This window comes from Marinobacter shunpengi (assembly GCF_045449715.1).
GTDB lineage: Bacteria > Pseudomonadota > Gammaproteobacteria > Pseudomonadales > Oleiphilaceae > Marinobacter.
Window position 1 is genome coordinate 107592 of record NZ_JBJJLA010000003.1, and the last position, 19614, is coordinate 127205.

20 protein-coding genes are annotated in these 19614 nt (G+C 62.0%); 11 read left to right on the plus strand and 9 right to left on the minus strand.

Annotation, left to right across the window (positions count from 1 at the left end; translation table 11 throughout):
- The first annotated feature begins 4 nt into the window (after window positions 1-4).
- Window positions 5-811, plus strand: a complete 807-nt coding sequence (locus ACJO3T_RS00890) for a family 1 encapsulin nanocompartment shell protein (protein ID WP_406964007.1) — start codon at window positions 5-7, stop codon at window positions 809-811.
- 5 nt (window positions 812-816) lie between these two features.
- Complete coding sequence (locus ACJO3T_RS00895) at window positions 817-1836, plus strand: FAD-binding oxidoreductase (RefSeq protein WP_406977534.1); 1020 nt, start codon at window positions 817-819, stop codon at window positions 1834-1836.
- A gap of 17 nt (window positions 1837-1853) precedes the next feature.
- Here the strand turns inward: ACJO3T_RS00895 and dgt are convergent, their stop codons facing one another.
- Window positions 1854-3380: a dGTPase gene (dgt, locus tag ACJO3T_RS00900; RefSeq protein ID WP_406977535.1), complete on the minus strand. Its 1527-nt coding sequence runs from the start codon at window positions 3378-3380 to the stop codon at window positions 1854-1856.
- A gap of 145 nt (window positions 3381-3525) precedes the next feature.
- Window positions 3526-3666 (minus strand): hypothetical protein, encoded by a 141-nt coding sequence (locus ACJO3T_RS00905; RefSeq protein WP_406964004.1) that lies wholly within the window; start codon window positions 3664-3666, stop codon window positions 3526-3528.
- 307 nt (window positions 3667-3973) lie between these two features.
- On the opposite strand from ACJO3T_RS00905, the gene ACJO3T_RS00910 reads away from it, so the two are divergent.
- The gene (locus tag ACJO3T_RS00910; protein WP_406964003.1) at window positions 3974-4537 is read left to right on the plus strand and encodes an NADPH-dependent FMN reductase; all 564 of its coding nucleotides are present in this window, start codon (window positions 3974-3976) and stop codon (window positions 4535-4537) included.
- A gap of 44 nt (window positions 4538-4581) precedes the next feature.
- Here ACJO3T_RS00910 and ACJO3T_RS00915 read toward each other — a convergent pair whose 3' ends face one another.
- Together ACJO3T_RS00915 and ACJO3T_RS00920 are read right to left on the minus strand one after the other, a co-directional pair.
- The gene (locus ACJO3T_RS00915; RefSeq protein ID WP_406977536.1) at window positions 4582-4896 is read right to left on the minus strand and encodes an AzlD family protein; all 315 of its coding nucleotides are present in this window, start codon (window positions 4894-4896) and stop codon (window positions 4582-4584) included.
- On the minus strand, window positions 4893-5633 hold the full coding sequence (locus ACJO3T_RS00920; RefSeq protein ID WP_406977537.1) for an AzlC family ABC transporter permease: 741 nt from the start codon (window positions 5631-5633) through the stop codon (window positions 4893-4895). Before ACJO3T_RS00920 ends, ACJO3T_RS00915 begins: the two co-directional genes overlap by 4 nt.
- 172 nt (window positions 5634-5805) lie before the next feature.
- Between ACJO3T_RS00920 and ACJO3T_RS00925 the strand changes: the two genes are divergently transcribed.
- Entirely contained in the window at window positions 5806-6261 is a 456-nt protein-coding gene (locus tag ACJO3T_RS00925) for an aminoacyl-tRNA deacylase (RefSeq protein WP_406964000.1), read from the plus strand.
- Window positions 6262-6436: 175 nt separating this feature from the next.
- The gene (locus ACJO3T_RS00930; RefSeq protein WP_406977538.1) at window positions 6437-7798 is read left to right on the plus strand and encodes an MBL fold metallo-hydrolase RNA specificity domain-containing protein; all 1362 of its coding nucleotides are present in this window, start codon (window positions 6437-6439) and stop codon (window positions 7796-7798) included.
- A gap of 3 nt (window positions 7799-7801) precedes the next feature.
- Here the strand turns inward: ACJO3T_RS00930 and ACJO3T_RS00935 are convergent, their stop codons facing one another.
- The 3 genes from ACJO3T_RS00935 to ACJO3T_RS00945 form a co-directional block, all read right to left on the minus strand.
- The gene (locus tag ACJO3T_RS00935; RefSeq protein WP_406963998.1) at window positions 7802-9412 is read right to left on the minus strand and encodes a BCCT family transporter; all 1611 of its coding nucleotides are present in this window, start codon (window positions 9410-9412) and stop codon (window positions 7802-7804) included.
- A gap of 106 nt (window positions 9413-9518) precedes the next feature.
- Window positions 9519-10619, minus strand: coding sequence for an ABC transporter substrate-binding protein (locus ACJO3T_RS00940; RefSeq protein WP_406963997.1), 1101 nt, complete (start codon window positions 10617-10619; stop codon window positions 9519-9521).
- Complete coding sequence (locus tag ACJO3T_RS00945; RefSeq protein ID WP_406977539.1) at window positions 10606-12336, minus strand: chloride channel protein; 1731 nt, start codon at window positions 12334-12336, stop codon at window positions 10606-10608. The genes ACJO3T_RS00940 and ACJO3T_RS00945 overlap by 14 nt, the downstream gene beginning before the upstream one ends.
- A 188-nt stretch (window positions 12337-12524) precedes the next feature.
- Between ACJO3T_RS00945 and ACJO3T_RS00950 the strand changes: the two genes are divergently transcribed.
- Together ACJO3T_RS00950 and ACJO3T_RS00955 are read left to right on the plus strand one after the other, a co-directional pair.
- Window positions 12525-12938 (plus strand): MarR family winged helix-turn-helix transcriptional regulator, encoded by a 414-nt coding sequence (locus tag ACJO3T_RS00950; protein WP_406977540.1) that lies wholly within the window; start codon window positions 12525-12527, stop codon window positions 12936-12938.
- 21 nt (window positions 12939-12959) lie between these two features.
- Window positions 12960-13838: an alpha/beta hydrolase family protein gene (locus tag ACJO3T_RS00955; protein ID WP_406977541.1), complete on the plus strand. Its 879-nt coding sequence runs from the start codon at window positions 12960-12962 to the stop codon at window positions 13836-13838.
- A gap of 4 nt (window positions 13839-13842) precedes the next feature.
- Here the strand turns inward: ACJO3T_RS00955 and ACJO3T_RS00960 are convergent, their stop codons facing one another.
- Window positions 13843-14739 carry a DMT family transporter gene (locus tag ACJO3T_RS00960; RefSeq protein ID WP_406963993.1) on the minus strand — a complete coding sequence of 299 codons (897 nt, stop codon included), beginning with the start codon at window positions 14737-14739 and terminating at the stop codon, window positions 13843-13845.
- 130 nt (window positions 14740-14869) lie between these two features.
- Here ACJO3T_RS00960 and ACJO3T_RS00965 point away from each other — a divergent pair, with 130 nt between their 5' ends.
- Window positions 14870-15754: a LysR family transcriptional regulator gene (locus ACJO3T_RS00965; RefSeq protein WP_406963992.1), complete on the plus strand. Its 885-nt coding sequence runs from the start codon at window positions 14870-14872 to the stop codon at window positions 15752-15754.
- Window positions 15755-15907: 153 nt separating this feature from the next.
- Window positions 15908-16543 (plus strand): nitroreductase family protein, encoded by a 636-nt coding sequence (locus ACJO3T_RS00970; RefSeq protein ID WP_406963991.1) that lies wholly within the window; start codon window positions 15908-15910, stop codon window positions 16541-16543.
- Between the two features lie 12 nt (window positions 16544-16555).
- Here ACJO3T_RS00970 and ACJO3T_RS00975 read toward each other — a convergent pair whose 3' ends face one another.
- Window positions 16556-17452 (minus strand): LysR family transcriptional regulator, encoded by an 897-nt coding sequence (locus ACJO3T_RS00975; RefSeq protein WP_406963990.1) that lies wholly within the window; start codon window positions 17450-17452, stop codon window positions 16556-16558.
- Window positions 17453-17607: 155 nt separating this feature from the next.
- Here ACJO3T_RS00975 and fghA point away from each other — a divergent pair, with 155 nt between their 5' ends.
- Window positions 17608-18462, plus strand: coding sequence for an S-formylglutathione hydrolase (fghA, locus tag ACJO3T_RS00980; RefSeq protein ID WP_406963989.1), 855 nt, complete (start codon window positions 17608-17610; stop codon window positions 18460-18462).
- A 14-nt stretch (window positions 18463-18476) separates the two neighbouring features.
- Window positions 18477-19589: an S-(hydroxymethyl)glutathione dehydrogenase/class III alcohol dehydrogenase gene (locus ACJO3T_RS00985; protein WP_406963988.1), complete on the plus strand. Its 1113-nt coding sequence runs from the start codon at window positions 18477-18479 to the stop codon at window positions 19587-19589.
- Window positions 19590-19614 lie beyond the last annotated feature (25 nt).

Below are 19614 nucleotides of genomic sequence, written 5' to 3' on the forward strand. Positions count from 1 at the left end.
CGCCATGAACTATCTCAACCGGGAAAATGCCTGTTTTTCGAAAGAGATCTGGGAACGGATTGACGAGGCCGCCATTGGCGCGGCACGGGAGGTTCTTACCGGGCGCCGCTTCCTGGAAGTGGACGGCCCCTACGGCGTGGGCCTGACCGCCATTGAAGTGGGGGAAGAAGACTACTGCCGCCAGCCTGCGCCGGAAGAAGCCGGCGCAGTGCTCAGTCGCGCCAGCGCCATCCCCATGCTGCGCAAGAGCTTTGGCCTGAGCGTCCGCCGGATCGAGGGCTACGAGTCCATGGGCCAGCCCCTGGACCTGCGCTCCGTGGAAGACGCTGCCGAGGCGGTGGCCCGCCGGGAAGAGGAATTCATCTACTATGGTCAGCCGGATTTCGGACTGGAAGGCCTGCTTACCGCCAAGGGCCGCAACGAGGTCAAGTGCGACGACTGGAGCAAGGTGGAACAGGCCCTTAACAATGTGCTCGCTGCGGTTAACCACCTGGACGAGAATGGCTTCCACGGCCCTTACGCCCTGGCCCTGTCTCCCTCCTGGTACAACCTGCTGTTCCGCCGGTACGAGGGGACCGACATGCTGCAGCTCGAACACCTGAAGCGGCTGTGTGAGGTGGGCGTCTTCAAGGCGGAAATCGAAGGTGGGGTACTGCTGGATCCCCGCGTTGGCCGCATCATCATCGGCCAGGACCTGATGACCGGCTATTCCTCCAACGATGGCATCCACCACCAGATGTTTGCCAGCGAGAGCCTGGTCATGCGGGTGGAGGAACCCGGTGCCATCTGCACCCTGATCCGGAAGAAATAGCCACCATGACCACGGAGTCAGACCTTTCCCGGGCACGCCAGGCTACCCGACAGGCGATGACGGAGGTGGAGAGACTGGACCAACGCCAGTCCTGGTGCAGCGACGAAGCCCTGCGCTCGACCCTGCACAACATTGGCCAGCGCAAGTCGGAACAGACCTGGCGAATGCTGGCGTGGTTGCAACACCATGAACAGCACAGCATTCCGATATCGGCTCCGGATCCGGGCCAGCCCGACATGTCAGGGCACGAGTCAGATGCCGGACAACCGGACACTCCGGCCCCGGACGCCCGGCATTCCGGTCAAGTCGATTTACCGGCAGTCGGCACCAGTGATGGTGTACCGGTGATCGAGCGACGGCAGGTCTCCCCGGACCTGATCGTGTTCAGGGTCTCCCGTCCGGCAGGGTTCGAGTTCTCGCCGGGCCAGTCGGTCAAGGTGGGGCTGGATGACCTGCGACGGTCCTACTCCATCGTCTCCGCCCCCCATGAACCGTTCCTGGAATTCTTCGTGGAACTCACCCCCGGTGGCCGGATGTCCGAACGGCTACGAGGCCTTCAGGTAGGTGATTCTCTGGCCCTGGGCACGCCCAAGGGCGGTTTGCGGTTCGATAACGGAATGCGGAACCACCTGATGATTGCCACGGTTACCGGTATTAACCCGTTCATCAGCTTGGTGCGGGATTACCTCCATCACGGGAAACAGGGCCATCAGGTGCTGTTGATGCATGGCGCCAGTTACCAGGATGAATTCGGCTACCGGGAGGAGCTGGAGGCCCTGGCGGATGCACACCCCGACCTGCTGACCTACCTGCCCACCGTCAGCCGGCCGGACGAGCCCCGGAATCAGGGGTGGACAGGGCACACCGGTCGTGTCGACTCTCTGGTGGACGATGTCCTGGAACACCACGGCCTGGGCCCCCGGAACACGCGGGTCTATGCCTGTGGTCATTCCGGCATGCTGGAAGCGGTCGCCGGGCAAGTGCAGCCACGAGGTTTCCGGCTGGAAACCGAGAGCTACGACTGAGCGATTCCCATAACCCGCTACAGGGTTTCCATTACGGACAGGGTCCGGAATTCATCCAGCGCGAACTGGTCCGTCATACCGCTGACCATGTCCTGCATCAGGCGACAACGGCAGTAGCGTTCCCACAGCTCGTCGCTGGCATCATCCGGGGTATTTTCCCTCAGCGTCAGGTAGGCCCTGACGTGTTTGTCGGGAAGGCGTTTGAACAGCCGGCTCTCCACCAGCAGCCCCTTGCGACCGCCCTCCACCAGCCGGTCAAAATCCGCCTTTGACAGCACCAGCAGGGGGCGGTAGTGCTCCAGCAGACAGGAAATAATGCGGTACCCCTGCAATTCCAGGGTTTCCACCTCCGGCACCGAAAACACCTTCTGTACCGCCACCTGCTTCAGGGTATCAATGACGCTGTGACAGGGAGAATCATCCTCCAGGAGCGCCCGGTTCAGGCGGCCGTGGAAGATATCCTCAATGTTGTCGATAAACGCGCCCGCGGCATGGTCCACCAGCGGATGGATCAGGTTGACCCGCAACCAGACAAAGAACTCGTGGTCGGCATTGATGGGTTCCGCCCTGGCCATTCTCAAGGCGCCGTCCACCAGTTCCGCAAAGGACCGGTCCTTTTTCGGGCCCCGGAAGTGGCGTTCCTGGTGATCCTCCGGTCGCTGGTCGGCAAACGCCGACGTCAGTGCCTCCGCCATGGCCGGAAACGTCATGATGCCCTTGTCGACACTGTCCTCCAGGTCCGCCAGGCAATAGGAGATGTCGTCCGCCGCCTCCATGATGTAGGCCAGTGGATGACGATGCCCGGGCTCCATACCCAGGGCCTGTTGCATGTCCGAGATGAACCCGGCTTCCGAAAAATAGTAGCCTGGCTTCTTTCGCAGGTAATGAAGCGGTTCCCCCTTTCCCGGTTTGGGTTCCGTCGCCTCACGGGTGTATTTGAAGATGCTGGCGGCCTGGACATAAGTCAGGTTGAGCTTCTGCAGGTGGCTGATCAGCCGCATCGCCTGGGCATTGCCTTCAAAGCAGGACAACTCCCGGAACAACGGCTGCCTGAGTGGACCGCTGCCGGCATCCCCGGCGAACGGCTCCAGATCCGGGAGGTTGTCCGAAAACCAGCGGGAAATGGCCGCCTCACCGAAGTGACCAAAGGGCGGATTGCCCACGTCGTGCATCAGGCAGGCCATTTCCACCAGGCTTTCCACGGCACGATCCAGCCCCTGCAGGCCATAGCGTTCCGCATCCCGCCCCAGTCGCTTGAACACCATACGGGCAATGTACCGCCCGGTCTGCTGCACCTCCAGGGAATGGGTCAGGCGGCTGCGCACCGCCGCATTGCGCTCCAGGGGGAACACCTGGGTTTTCTGCTGCAGCCGCCGCACCGCCGCCGAATTGATGATCCGCCCCCGGTCGCTCTCCAACTGGTTCTCCAGCTTCCCGATACCACAGACCTTCAGGCTGAACCCGGACGGGTCTTCCTCCCTCGCTCTGCGGTTGTAGGGTCGCTCCAGGGAAAACCGGGGGGCAAAATCAATGGCATTGGTCATGCAGAGGCTCCGTGGCGGCTTCAACAAATCGCGGTAGGGATCTACCAGCTCGCCTCCTTCATACTGCAACCGCAGGCCAAGGTCAAAGTCGTCGCACAACCAACAGTTCCAGCCCCATCATGCCAGCAAGGAAGTGTTCCCTGGCTTAGCCGAGATCGCGTTCATCCCAATGCCAGACGTAGGGGTCAAGGTCCTCAAAGGCGATAAGCGTGGCCCGGGTGGGGGTGGCAAGAATGGTCAGCAGGCAGAGTATTCCGATAGCTACCCAGAGTGTTGCGGCTTTCATGGCTCTCTCCTTCCTGAAGAAAGCTGATCATTTACTGATCGACCAGCGCGTCAACGTCAGTATACGTGACAGGTCAGCTTGCGATAAATATCGCCAGAAAGGTCAGGCATTAACTGGTTGTCATAATGCATGCCACTACACCACGCTATGGTCGGTCGGTGAAAACCGGATGTTCAATCCGATTGATTAAATCAGGCGGATATCTCCGTTATCACTCCGGGAAGCCACTGGGCTATAGTCAAACAAGTTACCCGGCTTCCCCCCAGGGAAGCCCCGTTCGCTAACCATTATGAAAGGAAGCCCAACCATGACACTGAAACTCCAGACCATTATCTGCAGCACCCGTCCCGGCCGTATCGGCCCACCCATCGGTCAGTGGTTCAACAACTACGCCAATCAACAGGGACAGTTCGAAAGCACCCTGGTGGATGTGGCGGACTTCAACCTGCCGGTGCTCGATGAGCCCAACCACCCGGCGATGCAGAAGTACGAACACGAACATACCCTGAAGTGGTCGGAGACGATCGCGGACGCCGATGCCTATGTGTTCGTCATTCCCGAATACAACTATTGCCCGCCACCCTCCTTCGTCAATGCCGTTGACTACCTCTACAAGGAGTGGAACTACAAGCCCTGTGGTTTTGTGAGCTACGGGGGAGCCTCCGGGGGTATCCGCTCGGCCCAGTTGGCTAAACAGCAGGTCACGACGGTGCGTATGATGCCGATGGTGGAAGGGGTCATGGTGCAGATGGCCTGGAATCTTCTCGACGACAAGGGCTTCCAGGCCCAGGACGTTCACACCAGTTCTGCAGCGTCCATGCTGGAAGAACTGAAGAAATGGGCCACTGCCCTGAAGCCCATGCGTCAATAATGGGCAGGAGCGGCCGGTGGGCAACCGGTCGCGCCCTCCTCCTTCTATCCCAGCAGAAACCGTATCAATGCCGCAGCGGCAATGCCCGCACCAATGGCCGGCAAGGCCCGTTGCGAGACCAGCATGATCACCGCTGTCGTCACCAGGGCGACAATCGCTCCCGCATCACCGCTGAACGCCATGGGCACGATGATGGCGATGAGCACGGAGCTGGCCATGGTGTTGATAAAGCTTTCGATACGGGGATTGATACGAACGAACGACATGATGAACACACCACCCCAGCGGGTGGCCAGGGTCACCAGCGCCATCAGTGCGATGATGATCAGTATGCCGGTGGTCGTGGTTTCCACTGTCATTGCGCTCGGCCCTCCGCGTCATGATCACCGGTCCGGTGCGGTTCCAGCCAGAAGAACCCGATCACGCCGCCGGCCAGCGCCCCCACCACCACATGGGTGTTCGGCGGCAACCAGTACCAGGCGGCCAGCGATGCCAGGGCCGCCACCGCCCAGGCCACCAGGGTCCTTGGCGTTTTCCGTCCGCCCAGGGCCATGGCCAGCAGGAAACAGCCCAGCACCATATCCAGTCCCAGGCTGTGGGGGTCCCTGAGCAGACCACCAAAATAGACCCCAAGACCGGTGCCCAGCACCCAGGCAAGCCACAGGGCCAGGCCGCCGCCCACAATGACCTCCAGGTTGCGACGGCCGTTCTGGTATTCCTGCGCCGATACCGCCCAGTTGGCATCGGTGAGCAGCAGAAGCAACGCATACCGTCGCCCGGGGGACATGTCCCGCAGCATGGGATACAGGGAGGCCCCCATCAGCAGATGCCTGGAGTTGATGGCAAAGACCACCGCCATCATGGGTACCAGCGACACCTCGGCGCCCCACATATCCACCGCCGCAAACTGGGACGCGCCGGCAAACACCACCGTACTCATCAGCAATGCCTGCAGGGGTTCCAGCCCTTCCTGCGTCGCCGCCAGCCCGAATGCCGCCCCGAAGGCGATGACAAACAGGGAGATGGGCAACAAGCGGAAGAATTCTGCTCGTACCCGGGGCGGCTGCAGGTGGTAGGAATAGCTGGAGGTAGTCATGTTAGGAATCTAACAGAGTTTTCAGGAATGGGCAGCGGGTGTACGTACATGCCGCAGCCAGCGCCTGTGCGCGCCTTTACAGGCTGCGGCTAACGGAACAGCAACATGCATGCTAAACTGAAAAAGTGCACAAATCATGGACTTTGTCACCTGAGTGAGGGAGGGTAACACCATGATTAACCAGAAACTTCGGGATTTTCTCGACAGCAATGCCGTGAAGTATGAGGTGGAGGTTCACGAACCGACCATCGATGCCTCGCGGACCGCCCAGGCAGCCCATGTACCGGGCCGCGAATTCGCCAAGACCGTCATCGTCAAGGCCGACGGCAAGCTGTTCATGACGGTACTGCCATCCACGGATCAGGTACATCTGGATCAGTTGAAGCAGTCTATGGGCGCCAGGCAGCTGGAACTGGCGGACGAGGACGAGCTCCACACCGCCTTTCCCGATTGTGAAACCGGCGCCATGCCACCCTTCGGCAACCTCTACAACATGGACGTGTTTGTCAGCGAGCATCTGCGCGAGGACGACCACATCGTATTCAATGCCGGCAACCACAGCGATGTGTTGCGGATGAGCTACCAGGATTACGACCGTCTGGTGCATCCACAGGTGCTTCACTTCTGAAGCCTGTACGACCAGCCCTCCAACAGGCGGGCTGGTCGTGCCCGGCACAGTCACCCGGTACCGGGGACCTGGCGCGGGTTTATCCGATTTTGCCTGAAACCTGCCCGGGATCAATATCGGCCACGGGGAAACGATCCATAGTACCCAGGTACGTGACCGGCAATGGAGTATCAGGATGAAACTACGCTTTCTTGGGGGTGTGGGCACGGTAACGGGCTCGCGGTACCTGCTCAGCGATGACAGGCACCGGGTTCTGGTGGATTGTGGCATGTACCAGGGGGTGAAGACGCTCCGACGTCGTAACTGGGCACCGTTCCAGGTGGATCCCCGCACTATCAGCACCGTGATACTGACACATGCCCACATCGACCACACCGGCTACCTGCCGGCGCTGGTCAAACATGGATTTCGAGGCAGCATCTACTGCACCAGGGCCACCCACGAACTGTGCAAGGTATTGCTGCCCGATGCCGGCTTCCTCCAGGAGGAAGATGCCAGGTACGCCCATCGCAAGAAATTCTCCAAACACGAGAACCCGGAACCCCTGTTTACCGAGAAAGACGCCTATGAGGCCCTGAAGTATTTCGAGTCACGTCACTACCACGAACCCTTCGAACCCATACCCGGGTTCAGCGTAACCTTTACCCCGGCCGGACATATCCTGGGCTCCGCCTGTGTCCATGTCACCCACACCGACCATGACCGTACCGTGGTATTCAGTGGCGATGTGGGGCGGCAGGATGACCTTGTCATGCGACCTCCAGAGCCCATCGATCACGCCGATGTGCTGGTGTGCGAATCCACCTATGGTGACCGCCGCCACGCCGACACGGATCCAGAACAGGCGCTGACCGACATCATCAGCCAGACAGCCGGCCGGGGTGGTGTCGTGCTGATACCGGCATTTGCCGTCGGCCGCGCACAAATGCTCCTTTACCTGGTGCATAAACTGATGGCCGAGGGCCGGATTCCTAAGCTTCCCGTCTACCTCAACAGCCCCATGGCCATTCGCGCCACCGAGATCTTCTGCCGTCACCACAGGGAACACCGGCTGAGCCAGACGCAGTGCGAACTGATTGATGAGAACACCCGGTTCGTGCGCTCGGTGGAAGAATCCATAGAACTGACCGGGAGAACATTCCCCTCAGTGATTATTTCCGCCAGTGGCATGGCCAGTGGCGGCCGGGTCCTGCACCACCTGAAGACCCTGCTGCCCAATCCCCGTAACAGCATTGTCTTTGCCGGCTTCCAGGCGCCAGGCACCCGGGGCGACGCCATGGTCAACGGCGCGGAGGCAGTCAAGATCCACGGCGAATACTGGCCGGTCAAGGCACAGATCCATAATCTGGATTCCCTGTCCGCTCACGGCGACTATGAGGAAATCCTCACCTGGCTGGAACAGGGCTTGCTGAAACCGGAGCGGGTGTACGTTACCCACGGCGAAATGGTCGCCGCGGATGTAATGCGCAAACACATCCGCGAGCGTCTGGGCTGGACCTCAGAGGTACCGGAGCTGTTTGAAGAAGTGGACATCTGAGTCCTACAACTCCTCGGGCTCGGGTGGTCGCCCCACCTGGATTCCGGTCAGGTTCTCCTTCGACAGCCCCCGAAACAGGGCAACCATCATCGTGAACACCAGGATGAACATGGGCAGGCCAACCACGGTGATGACCTGCTGCAGGGCGGTCAGTCCCGCCTCACCGGCCAGCACGATCAGCATGGCCGCCAGGGCCCCCTCGGAGACGCCCCAGAAAACCCGCTGATGCCACGGTCCCGGGTCCGGCGTGCCTGTGCACAACATGTCCACCACCAGCGACGCGGAGTCCGATGACGTGGCAAAGAAGATCGCCACAATCACCACCGCCAGCCCCTGGATCAGGGTGGCTGCCGGGAAGTTATCGAAGAACGCAAACATGGCCAGGGGAATGCTTTCCTGCACCGCGGCGGACAGGGACCCCGCCTGGGCGCCCAGGGCGGCCCGGGCCTCCGCACCAATGCCGTCGATTTCCATGGCCGACCAGCCGAAGATGGCGAACCAGATCAGCGTGAAGATGGACGGCGCAAAGAGCACCCCCAGGACAAACTCACGGATCGTGCGCCCCCGGGATATCCGCGCCACGAAAATACCAATAAAGGGCGACCAGGTGACCGTCCAGGCCCAGTAGAACACCGTCCAGCTTCCCTGCCAGCCCCATCCGCCCTCTTCATGGGTGTATTCCGCCAGGGCATCGTTCCAGAAGGCCATGGGCAGGATGTTGGAAATGTAGAGGCCGAAGGTTTCCACAATCGCACGCAGCAGGAACACCGTCGATCCGGCCAGGAGCACGAAGATCATCAGCCCCACCGCCATGCCGATATTGATGTTGGACAGCAGCTTCACACCCTTGTCCAGGCCGGCCACAATCGAACAGACCGCTACCGTGGTAAGTACCACAATGATGACAACCTTGCTGGTCACGGAATCCGGTACCCCCAGCAACTCGTTCAGGCCGGCATTGATCTGCTGGGTACCCAGGCCGATCGACACCGCCACGCCGAACAGGGTGCCGAGGATGGCAAAGATATCCAGGGTCTTTCCGATCGGGCCATAGATACGATCACCGATCAGGGAGTAGAACACCGAACTGAAACGCATCGGCAGGTCATAACGGTAGATAAAGTAGGCGAACGCCAGTCCGGGCAGCGTGAAGATGGCCCAGGTGTGCAGCCCCAGGTGGTAGATGGAGAAACCCATGGCGTCATCGGCGGCCTGCACGGTGAAGGGATCGACGTCGGGTCTGGGTGGATTGGCGAAATGCGAGATTGGCTCCGCCACGCCCCAGAACATGAGCACGGTACCGATGCCCCCCGCAAACAGCATGGTGAACCAGGAGATATTGCCGTAGTCAGGCCGGGCATCGTTGCCACCCAGTCGGATGGAACCATAGCGGCTGATGGCCACCCACAACAGGAACACAACCCAACTGGTCACCCCGAAGATAAAGAACCATCCCAGGTTGGTCACGATCCAGGCCCGGCCTGCCCCGAAGGCGTCACCGATAGGCCCGGGAGCCACCAGCAGGGCAACCAGGAAGGCCACCATGATGCCGGCGGACACGAAGAAAATGGTCGGATTGGTCCTGAGCCCGAGCTTTCTCGCCAGTGCTTCCATCACCTGCCCTCCCCTTTTTTGTTACAGGCTCTTTGCTGAAAGGTAGGAGGCATGGAGCCGATAGGCCAACTAATGAGTGAAAATTCATCTTCCCGGTGACTGGAACTCACCGGTCTCCTGCATCCCCCTTACCTTCAAGCCACTCCCGAAACCACTGTTCACGGAGGTTGACAGTCTGGGAATACCAGCGATGGTCACGGATAACCGCCTCGTCCATATGATCTGGCGCGGTGGGCATATGGGCCCGCATGGGGATGCCCGCCTCCACATGGAGCCCAACGCGACGCCGGGCCGAGTGGCGGGCGGGACCGTAGCTGATCCGGTTGGCCTGGGCGGCCATGTTCTCCGTACGCGTGGCAAAACCGATAAACTGCCGGGCCAGGTCCGCCTGGTCCGTGCCCCGGGGGATGGCCCAGCTATTGAACCCCACCAGTTGTCCGTCCCAGATCACGGAAATGGGTGCACCCTCCATCACCTGGGCCTGGAAGAAGCGCCCGTTGTAGCCGGAGGCCATGGCCACTTTGCCACTGGTCAACAGTTCCACCGGCTCGTCACCCCGGGTCCACCAGACAATCTCCGGACGAATCCCGTCCAGGCGCCGGAACGCCAGGTCCAGCCCCCGTCGTGTGCTGAGCAGGTCATAGAGTTGCTCCCGGGGCACCGACAGGGACAGCAACGCCCACTCCAACAGGCCCACGGGGGCCCGCCGCAAGGCCCGCTTGCCGGGAAAAGTCTCCAGGTCGAAGAAATCCTCCACACGACGGGGCTTTACCCCGGGAAAGGCCCGGTCGTCGTAGGCAATGACGGTTGAAAACACGATCTGGGTGATAAAGCAGGGATCGATGGCACCGTCCATGAAGTCCTGCTCCGGTGCCGTGCCATCGGGGGCCGGTTCCAGGATGTCCGGGGAAATCGGATCCAGTAATCCTTCATCGCAGGCGGCCCGGGCATCCGACTGGATCATGTCGATGACATCCCATTCCACCTGGCCGCTGGCAAGATGGTCACGAAGCACCTGCAGGCCACCGTCGTAGGCCACGGTACGCACCTCGATACCGGTCTGCTCGGTGAACGGTTCAAAGTAGGCCTCCCGCTGGCTGCCCTCGTAAGCCCCGCCCCAGGTGGCCACGGTCAGTACCCGATCTTCATCGGCCACCCCCAGGGCAGGCAGGAACAGCAGCGTGAACAGCAACCTAGGCAGCCTCATTCTCCTCCTCCCGCAGGTCATGGACGATTTCCAGGTAGGCCCGGATCACGGCTTCCTCCGGTACCACGCCAATCAGGCGGCCATCGTTTCCCGTCAATGGCACCGCCTCGCCCAGGAATCCCCGCAGCAGCTCCATGGAGCGCCAGACGGTGGTGTCCTCCTGGAATCGCGTCACATCGGTCATGACGCGAGGGTCTATGGCGGTGTCGGCGGTTGCGGATACCAGTTGTTGGAGCCTGACCATCCCCCGGAACAGACCATCGCTGTCCAGCACCATGGCCTCGGTACGGTTATCGTCCACCAGCCGCTGCCGTACCGTTGCCACCGTCTCGCCCAGGCGTGCGGTGGTGAAGGCGCGGGTGTGGTAGTCCCGGATCGGATGGCTTTCCAGGATTGCCTTGTCGCGCCCCAGGGACAGGTCAAAACCACGGGCCCGGAGCTGGAGGTCAAACAGCGAGCGCCCCATCACCCGGTAGGAGATCAGGTTGGAGAACACCACCGCCACCATGGCGGCAATGGTCAGGTCATAACTGCGGGTCAGTTCGAACACAATCAGGATAGTGGTGAGCGGCGCCCCGATCACCGAGCTGGCCAGGGCCATCATGCCGCAGATGGCATAGACCTCCAGTCCGGAATACGGCAGCGGCAACAGGTATGGCAGCACCAGGCCATAGAAGGCTCCGAACAGGATGCCGATCAGCAGGGCCGGGCTGAATACGCCCCCGACAAAGCCGAAACCGATACACAGGGCGGTCACCAGCAGTTTGGCGGCAATGATCAAGGCCAGCTCCCCCACCCCGAAAGCTCCCTCAATGGTGGCGAAGCGCAGGGTTTCCTGGCCAATGCCCAGTACCTCCGGTATCCACAGGGCCACCAGCCCGAGTATCGCGCCTGCCGTTGCCGGCTTCAGCCACGACGGCACCGGGTAGCGCCCGGCCAGGGAGGCACTGGCCCTCAGCACCAGCATGAAGGTGACGGCCAGGCCCGCGCACAGTACCCCCTCCAGGGCGAACAGCACAAACTCGTAGCTGTGCTCCACCCGCCCAAAACTGACCAGGAACAGGGCCGGACGGTCGAAGATCACATTGGCGATAATGTAGCCGGTAGCTGAAGCCACGGTCACCGGGGCAAAGGCCCGCAGGGAGTAGTGACGCAGGATCACCTCATGGGCAAACACCAGCCCGGCAATGGGGGCATTGAAGGCCGTGGCAATGGCCGCCGCCACCCCGCAGGCAATCGCAATGGAACGCTGGTGACGCAGGTTGAGCCGGATCCGGCCAGCGACGTTGCCGAACATGGCCCCCAGGTACACCAGAGGACCATACTGCCCCACCGAGGCCCCACACCCCAGGGACACCAGCGCCGCCAGGGTCGAGGCCAGGCCGCTGCGGAACGAGGGGGCGGGACGGCGGGTCTGGGCCGCGAGGATGGCATCCGGTGGTGCCAGCGCCCGGCGCTCCTGCACCAGCCAGCGGACTATCAGCCCCACCAGCAGCCCCCCGACCGCCGGTACCGCAACCGTCGCGGCCACCACCAGCAGGTGATGGTCCTCCGCCTGGATGCGGGCATAGGGCGATACCAGCAGCACATCGTTCAGCCACAGCACGGCATCCACGAATCCGATGGCGGCCAGCGACGCGATACTGCCCACCACCACCGCGACCACCGTCACCATGGCGATCTGATAGACCGTTCTCTGAACGTCCTGCCTGTCCATCGTACCGACCCAGTCCCAGTGTGCCCCGGGATAGACACTGTCATTTCAATGTAGCAACGGCAGACCGTCAGGACCACACGGCTCCGGAGGACATCGAAAAAGCGGATGAACCTTTACCCCACGGGTAATTGCGGCCATGTCCTTGCCTGTAGTATATTTACTTCACATATGAAATATATTGGAGAACCATGGACAAGCGTCTTTTCTACCTGCTCAACATGGCCCGTCACCGGGTCTACCGGGTGGCGGACCAGCAGTGCGAGGAAGCCCTGGATGTATCCGTCACCCAGCTTGGCGCCCTGCTGGTGGTCGCCGCCAATGAAGGCTGTCAGCTCAAGGAAGTGGCGCAAAGCCTGAACCTCAACAACTCGGCCCTCACCGGCCTGGCCGGTCGCATGGAACAGCGCGGCCTGCTGGAGCGCCGGGCCTGCGAGGAAGATGGCCGCTCCAGCCGCCTGCACCTGACCGACCTGGGGCGACAGAAGATTGATAGTGCCAAACCCATGATCCAGGCGTTGAACGACCACATGACCGAAGGATTCAGCAACGACGAGATCACCGTGATCCTGCGTTTTCTCAACCGTCTCGTCGAAGAATTCTGATGACCACACAGGAGTCCAACAATGAGCGCACAGGAATCCGCCCTGCAGGACGTTGTCCGGCAGGATGTCACGCTGACCACCGACGGTGGCCATCAGCTCAGCGTCCGGGTATTCCCGGCACAGGAGGCCCACTCCGTGGTTGTAGTTGCCGGCGCCATGGGCGTGGGCCAGCATTGTTACGAGAAGTTCGCCCGCTTCCTGGCTGGCCGGGGGTTCACCGCCATCACCTTTGACTACTTCGGTAGCGGCGTCTCCCTGACCACCCCCATGAAAGACTGCCCGGTACGCCTTACCGAGTGGGCGACGGAGGACTGCCAGGCGGTAATCCGGTTTGCCCGTGACCAATACCCCAGCCAGCAACTGCACTGGATCGGCCACAGCGTCGGGGGCCAGCTGCTGGGCCTGACCCCCAACGCCAACGACCTGGACAACATCGTCACCATCGCCTGCGGCAGTGGATACTGGCGCGAGAACGCGGCGCCCACCCGGCGCGTGGCCTGGCTGCTGTGGTACTTCCTGGCTCCGGTCAGCCTGCGGCTACTGGGTTACTTCCCGGGCAAGCGGCTGAACATCGTTGGTGACCTGCCCCCCAATGTCATACGCCAATGGCGGCGCTGGTGCCTCAACCGGGAGTACTCGGTGGGTGCCGAGGGGCCGTCGGTCCGCCAGCAATATGCAGAAGTGCGGGTTCCCATTACCACGGTGGCCTTTACCGACGACGAAATGATGTCCCGACGCAATACCGAATCCCTCCACGGGTTCTTCAGCAACGCGCCGGTGACCCTGCGTTTCATCGATCCGGCCGACATCGGCGAGACACACATCGGCCATCTGGGCTGGTTCCGGGAGCGATACCGGGATTCGCTATGGCGGGAGCACTTGCTCCCGCTGTTGCAGTAGGGAGTCACGGCTTCCAGTTCGCCAGCAGTACCCCGGCCATCAGGACGCCAACGCCCAGCCAGATTTCCAGGCCAAAGCGTTCACCGAAGAACACATAGCCCAGGAGCAGGCCCGCCGGTGCGATCACGAATCCGATCTGACTGAGGAACACCGGCGACGAGCGGCGCTGGAGCTCAAAGAACCCCAGATAGGCCAGCGCCGACAGCACGGCCTGGGCGACGAGCACCGGCACAACCTCCCACCCGGGAACCAGAACATCACCGGCACGCCCGGAGGCCACCAGCACCACGCCCACCAGCAACGCGCCGCTGAGCAGCATACCCGGCGCCAGGTCACGGGCCCCCGCCCCCACCGGCCAGGCCACGGTGCGATAGACATTGCCGATGGCCAGGGACAGCGGCACCAGCAGGCCAAACAGCATCCATGGCAGGGCGTCCACACTGATGCCGTTGCTGTCCGGAACCAGGATCCGAACGCATCCCAGCACCCCCAGCAACAGGCCTGCCAGACGGAGCACACTGACCCGATCCAGGCGGATCATCACCGACAAGGCGTAGGTAATAAGTGACGGCAGTGCGTAGAGGGTGGAAGTAAGCCCCGAACCTACCTGTGCCACCACCAGGAAAGCGATGGCATTGGGAATGGCAATCGCGGTCAGGCCGCTGACGAGGAAATACCGATAGCTGCCCGCAGGCAGGCTGCCTGGTGTTGGCCGGCGCCACAGCCACAGCAGGGCGCCGCCGCCAAGGGCCTGCCAGAAGGCATAGGCCATGGCGGACATGCCGGCCTCCATGGCGATACTCGCCAGAGGCAGCATCAGGGCGATCAGGAAGCCGACGGCGACCAGCAGCAGGTAGGCCAGGGGATCCCTTCGGGGTGCGGCGATGGCGTTGGCCTGCATGACAATAACTCCGGAACAGGTGAGAGAGTCCCCATTGTCATCGGCATAGCATCGGACATCGCCCCGTTTTTTGGAAAAACACTTTTTACCTGTGTCAGACTTGTCGTCTCCCACCACAGCAGGCATAGCCATGGACCGACTCAAGGGCATCGAGTACTTCAAGCGTATTGTGGAGCTGGGCTCCTTCACGGCGGTGGCCGAAGAGTTCGGCTGCTCCAATGCGGTGATCTCCAAGTACGTGCGCTTCCTGGAGGACTGGACCGGCACCCGCCTGGTCAACCGCAACACCCGCACCATCCGCATGACTGAGGAAGGCCTGGCGTTCTACGATTACTGTGTACAGGTGCTGACCGGCACCACGCAGATGCTGGATTCGCTGAACGAGCAGGACACGCTTGACGGCACCCTGGTGGTGGCCTGCCCCGTCTCCCTGTCGGTCCGGATCCTCGCACCGGCCCTGTTCCGCTTCCAGCAGAAGCACCCGGAACTGGTGGTCCGGCTGCGACTCAGCGATGAAATGACCAACCTCATCGCCGAGGGCGTGGACCTGGCGGTCCGCGGGACCGGCACCCTCGACGACTCCGCCCTGATCGCCACCAGGGTAGGCGATATGCCCCGCTGCCTGGTGGCGTCCCCGGATTACCTGGCCTGCCACGGTACACCGCAGTCGGTCCAGGAACTGGCCACGCACCGGTGCCTGATCTTCAGCCTCAGCCAGGACAGCCAGCAATGGGAGTTTGGCGACGGCCGGGAGCGCCAGACGGTTGCCGTCAACGGGCCCATCATCGCCGACAATTCACTGATGCTGGTCGAGGCCGCCAGGGCCGGACTGGGCATTGCTCTGGTTCCCAGCGGCTATGTGCAGTCGGAGTTGCTCGCTGGCGACCTAACCACAATCGACCTGACCCCGGCACCTGCCCCAAGGACCATCTACGCGGTCTACCCGGCCCGCCAGCACCTGCCACGCCGGGCCCGGCTGTTTGTCGATCACCTGAAGGAAGAACTGGCGACCTGATTCCGCCAGGCGTTTCGTGAAAAGTCCTTTTCCGGATCAGGCCTGTATCCAAGTCCTGGAAACCGTCAGTCTGGCTCCCGATCTCGCCGCTTCCCGAACCGTGTTCACCATGGGAAAGCGGCCCACCCAGACCAAACCGGACAGGGGACTCCCATGCAACTGATCGACGCACTGAACTGGCGCTATGCCGCCAAGCGAATGAATGGCCAGGCCGTACCCGACGAGACGGTGGACACCATCGTGGAGGCCGCCCGGCTGGCACCATCCTCCTATGGCCTGCAGCCCTACACCGTGCAGGTGGTGAAGGACCCGGCGCTGCGGGCCGCCATCCAGCAGAAGGCGGCTCCCCAGCCGCAGCTTACCGAAGGCTCCCACTTGCTGGTATTTGCCGCCTGGAACCGGATCACCGACCGGGAAGTGGATAGGTTCATCGAACTGATTGCCCGGGAGCGGAACCAGTCCAGGGATGAACTGAAGGGGTATGCCGACACCATCAAGGGTACCGTCAACGGCCTTGCCACCGACACGGAGAAAGGTCACTGGGCTGCCCGCCAGGCCTATCTTGGCCTGGGCATGGCACTTGCCGCCGCGGCCATGGCCCGGGTCGACGCCACCCCCATGGAAGGCTTCGATCCCCATGCCCTGGACCAGGTGCTGGGCCTCCCGGAACAGGGGTTGCACAGTGTGGTCATCGCCACCCTGGGCTACCGGGATACGGTACAGGATACCCTGGCCACCGCGAAGAAAGTCCGCTGGCCCCTGGCGCAGTTCCGCCAGCAGGTCGGGTGAGAATACCCGGACTCAGGCCGACGCCCCTGCCGGAGAAAAGGCATCAAATCGTTCTGCCAGGAAATCAATCAGCGCATTGAGCCGACGGGGGCGGAACCGGGTATTGGGATAGACCATCCAGACGCCACTGTAGGGATCGTGGAACTCATCCATCACCGACACCAGTTGGCCGCTGTCCAGGGCGTCAGTCAGATAGTAGTCCGGGAGCTGGACCAACCCCAGCCCCCGGATGGCGGCGTCCAGCAACACATATCCTGAATTGGCCCGGAAGCTCCCGGAGACCGGGAGTCGTTTCCGGTCTCCCCCTTCGTACACGTTCCAGAAATCATTGGTGCCCCGCAGGCAATTGTGTCGGGCCAGGTCCTCCAGGGAAGTCGGCACCGGGTGACGACGGAAATAGTCGGGGCTACCACAGATAAACTCGCTGCGGTCGCACAGCCGACGGGACAGCATGGACGAATCCTCCAGCTTGCCCATGCGGATGCCCAGGTCGAAGCCTTCTTCAATCAGGTCTACATTACGATTGGTGAGGAACAGGTCGATTTCGATACCCGGGTGCCGGGCTGCAAACTCATTGATAAAAGGCCCCAGGAACTTCTGCCCGAAGGAGGTCGCGCAGGTGATCCGAATCTGTCCCGTCAGGCGACCGTGCTCCTGGTTCAGGGTGCCTTCCGCCGCACGTATTCGCTCCAGGGCGGCGGCACATTCCGCGTAGAATGGTTCCGCCTCCCGCCGCAACCTGACTGTGCGAGTGGTGCGGAACAGCAGGTTGACGCCCAGTTCCTTCTCCAGGGTGGCTATCTGGCGGCTGATATGGGAGGCCGATACCCTCAGTTTTGCGGCGGCGGCGCTGAAGCTGCCCTTCTGGACAACCGCCACGAAGGCTTCGATGGATTCCAGGTGTTTCATGGTACGACTGCCATTGACTGCAAACAGGGGATTATTGTCGCTGAGCAATAATGATAAAGATAGGCGCACCACCGTGAAAAATACCGCTGTTATTCTTGGCGCCGTGATCTGGCCATGAAAGCCAGCCAGACAACCATTTCCCGGGAGTCGTTTTCATGCAGCAACTCGAACAGATTGCCCAGAACAGGGTGTTTGATGGCGTGGTAACACGCTACCGGCATCCGTCTGCCTCGACGAAGACAGACATGACCTTCTCGATCTTCCTGCCGCCCCAGGCCGAACACCAAGAGGTACCGGTGCTCTACTGGCTGTCGGGGCTGACCTGCACCGACGAGAACTTCGTGCAGAAGGCCGGGGCCTTCCGCCTTGCCAGTCAGCTCGGGCTGGCCATCGTCTGCCCGGACACCAGCCCCCGGGGAACCGACCTGCCCGGCGAGCATGACAGCTATGACTTCGGCTCCGGGGCCGGTTTCTACGTGAATGCCACCCAGGCCCCCTGGAGCGAGCACTACCGGATGTACGACTACGTGCTGGAAGAACTGCCGGCGATGATCAACGAGCACTTCCCGGTCAACGGCAAGCGCTCCATCAGCGGCCACTCCATGGGCGGCCATGGTGCCCTGGTGTGCGCCCTGCGCAATCCCGGCGCCTTCGAATCCGTTTCCGCCTTTGCCCCCATCGCCAACCCGAGCCAGTGCCCCTGGGGCCAGAAGGCCCTGGGCGCCTACCTGGGACCGGACCGTGACGACTGGCGGGAATGGGACGCCAGCAGCCTGATCCGCCAGGGCACCAGCAAACTGCCCCTGCTGGTGGATCAGGGCACCGCGGATCAGTTCCTGGAGGAACAACTGCTGCCATCCGCCCTGCAAGCCGCCTGTGCCGAGGCGGAACATCCGTTGGACCTGCGGATGCGTGAAGGCTACGACCACAGCTATTTCTTCGTATCCACCTTCATGGACGACCACTTGCGCTATCATTCCAGGGCACTGGGCCTGGATATTTCTGAATAACGAGGAGACATTCCATGATCAAATCCCGCGCTGCTGTCGCTTTCGGGCCCAACAAGCCCCTGGAAATCGTCGAAGTGGACGTCGAGCCACCCAAGGCCGGCGAGGTGCTGGTGCGCATCGTCGCCACCGGCGTCTGCCACACCGACGCCTACACCCTGTCCGGCGCCGACCCGGAAGGCCTCTTCCCTACCATCCTCGGGCACGAGGGCGGCGGTATCGTGGCTGCCGTGGGTGATGGCGTCACGTCCGTGGAAGTGGGTGACCACGTGATTCCGCTGTACACCGCCGAATGTGGCGAGTGCAAGTTCTGCACCTCCGGCAAGACCAACCTGTGCGGCTCGGTCCGGGCCACCCAGGGCAAGGGCGTGATGCCGGACGGCACCAGCCGCTTCAGCTATAACGGCGAGCCGCTGTACCACTACATGGGCACGTCCACCTTCTCCGAATACACTGTGCTGCCGGAAGTCTCCCTGGCGAAGATCCCCAAGGAAGCCCCCCTGGACAAGGTGTGCCTGCTGGGCTGCGGCGTGACCACCGGCATCGGTGCCGTGCTCAATACCGCCAAGGTGGAGGAAGGCGCCACCGTGGCCATCTTCGGCCTGGGCGGCATCGGCCTGGCGGCGATTATCGGCGCGAAGATGGCCAAGGCCGGCCGCATCATCGCCATCGACATCAACCCGGCCAAGTTCCAGATCGCAGAAGAGTTGGGCGCCACCGATTTCGTGAACCCCAAGGACTACGACAAGCCGATCCAGGAAGTGATCGTGGAGATGACCGACGGCGGCGTGGACTACTCCTTCGAGTGCGTGGGCAACGTCCAGCTGATGCGTTCCGCCCTGGAGTGCTGCCACAAGGGCTGGGGCGAGTCCATCATCATCGGCGTGGCCGGAGCTGGCGAGGAGATCAGCACCCGCCCGTTCCAACTGGTCACCGGCCGGGTCTGGAAAGGCTCCGCCTTCGGCGGCGTCAAGGGCCGTACCGAGCTGCCGGAATACGTCAGGAAAGCGGAAAGCGGCGAGATCCCGCTGGACACCTTCATCACCCACAACATGAAGCTGGAAGACATCAACGAGGCCTTCGAGCTGATGCATGAGGGCAAGAGTATCCGGACGGTGATCCACTACTGATCCAACGGTACCGAAAAAGCCGCCG

Excerpts from the sequence above, each read along its gene's own strand:
- ACJO3T_RS00890 (WP_406964007.1), top strand. The coding sequence starts at position 5 with ATGAACTATCTCAACCGGGAAAATGCCTGTTTTTCGAAAGAGATCTGG.
- ACJO3T_RS00895 (WP_406977534.1), top strand. The coding sequence starts at position 817 with ATGACCACGGAGTCAGACCTTTCCCGGGCACGCCAGGCTACCCGACAG.
- dgt (WP_406977535.1), bottom strand. The coding sequence starts at position 3,380 with ATGACCAATGCCATTGATTTTGCCCCCCGGTTTTCCCTGGAGCGACCC.
- ACJO3T_RS00905 (WP_406964004.1), bottom strand. The coding sequence starts at position 3,666 with ATGAAAGCCGCAACACTCTGGGTAGCTATCGGAATACTCTGCCTGCTG.
- ACJO3T_RS00910 (WP_406964003.1), top strand. The coding sequence starts at position 3,974 with ATGACACTGAAACTCCAGACCATTATCTGCAGCACCCGTCCCGGCCGT.
- ACJO3T_RS00915 (WP_406977536.1), bottom strand. The coding sequence starts at position 4,896 with ATGACAGTGGAAACCACGACCACCGGCATACTGATCATCATCGCACTG.
- ACJO3T_RS00920 (WP_406977537.1), bottom strand. The coding sequence starts at position 5,633 with ATGACTACCTCCAGCTATTCCTACCACCTGCAGCCGCCCCGGGTACGA.
- ACJO3T_RS00925 (WP_406964000.1), top strand. The coding sequence starts at position 5,806 with ATGATTAACCAGAAACTTCGGGATTTTCTCGACAGCAATGCCGTGAAG.
- ACJO3T_RS00930 (WP_406977538.1), top strand. The coding sequence starts at position 6,437 with ATGAAACTACGCTTTCTTGGGGGTGTGGGCACGGTAACGGGCTCGCGG.
- ACJO3T_RS00935 (WP_406963998.1), bottom strand. The coding sequence starts at position 9,412 with ATGGAAGCACTGGCGAGAAAGCTCGGGCTCAGGACCAATCCGACCATT.
- ACJO3T_RS00940 (WP_406963997.1), bottom strand. The coding sequence starts at position 10,619 with ATGAGGCTGCCTAGGTTGCTGTTCACGCTGCTGTTCCTGCCTGCCCTG.
- ACJO3T_RS00945 (WP_406977539.1), bottom strand. The coding sequence starts at position 12,336 with ATGGACAGGCAGGACGTTCAGAGAACGGTCTATCAGATCGCCATGGTG.
- ACJO3T_RS00950 (WP_406977540.1), top strand. The coding sequence starts at position 12,525 with ATGGACAAGCGTCTTTTCTACCTGCTCAACATGGCCCGTCACCGGGTC.
- ACJO3T_RS00955 (WP_406977541.1), top strand. The coding sequence starts at position 12,960 with ATGAGCGCACAGGAATCCGCCCTGCAGGACGTTGTCCGGCAGGATGTC.
- ACJO3T_RS00960 (WP_406963993.1), bottom strand. The coding sequence starts at position 14,739 with ATGCAGGCCAACGCCATCGCCGCACCCCGAAGGGATCCCCTGGCCTAC.
- ACJO3T_RS00965 (WP_406963992.1), top strand. The coding sequence starts at position 14,870 with ATGGACCGACTCAAGGGCATCGAGTACTTCAAGCGTATTGTGGAGCTG.
- ACJO3T_RS00970 (WP_406963991.1), top strand. The coding sequence starts at position 15,908 with ATGCAACTGATCGACGCACTGAACTGGCGCTATGCCGCCAAGCGAATG.
- ACJO3T_RS00975 (WP_406963990.1), bottom strand. The coding sequence starts at position 17,452 with ATGAAACACCTGGAATCCATCGAAGCCTTCGTGGCGGTTGTCCAGAAG.
- fghA (WP_406963989.1), top strand. The coding sequence starts at position 17,608 with ATGCAGCAACTCGAACAGATTGCCCAGAACAGGGTGTTTGATGGCGTG.
- ACJO3T_RS00985 (WP_406963988.1), top strand. The coding sequence starts at position 18,477 with ATGATCAAATCCCGCGCTGCTGTCGCTTTCGGGCCCAACAAGCCCCTG.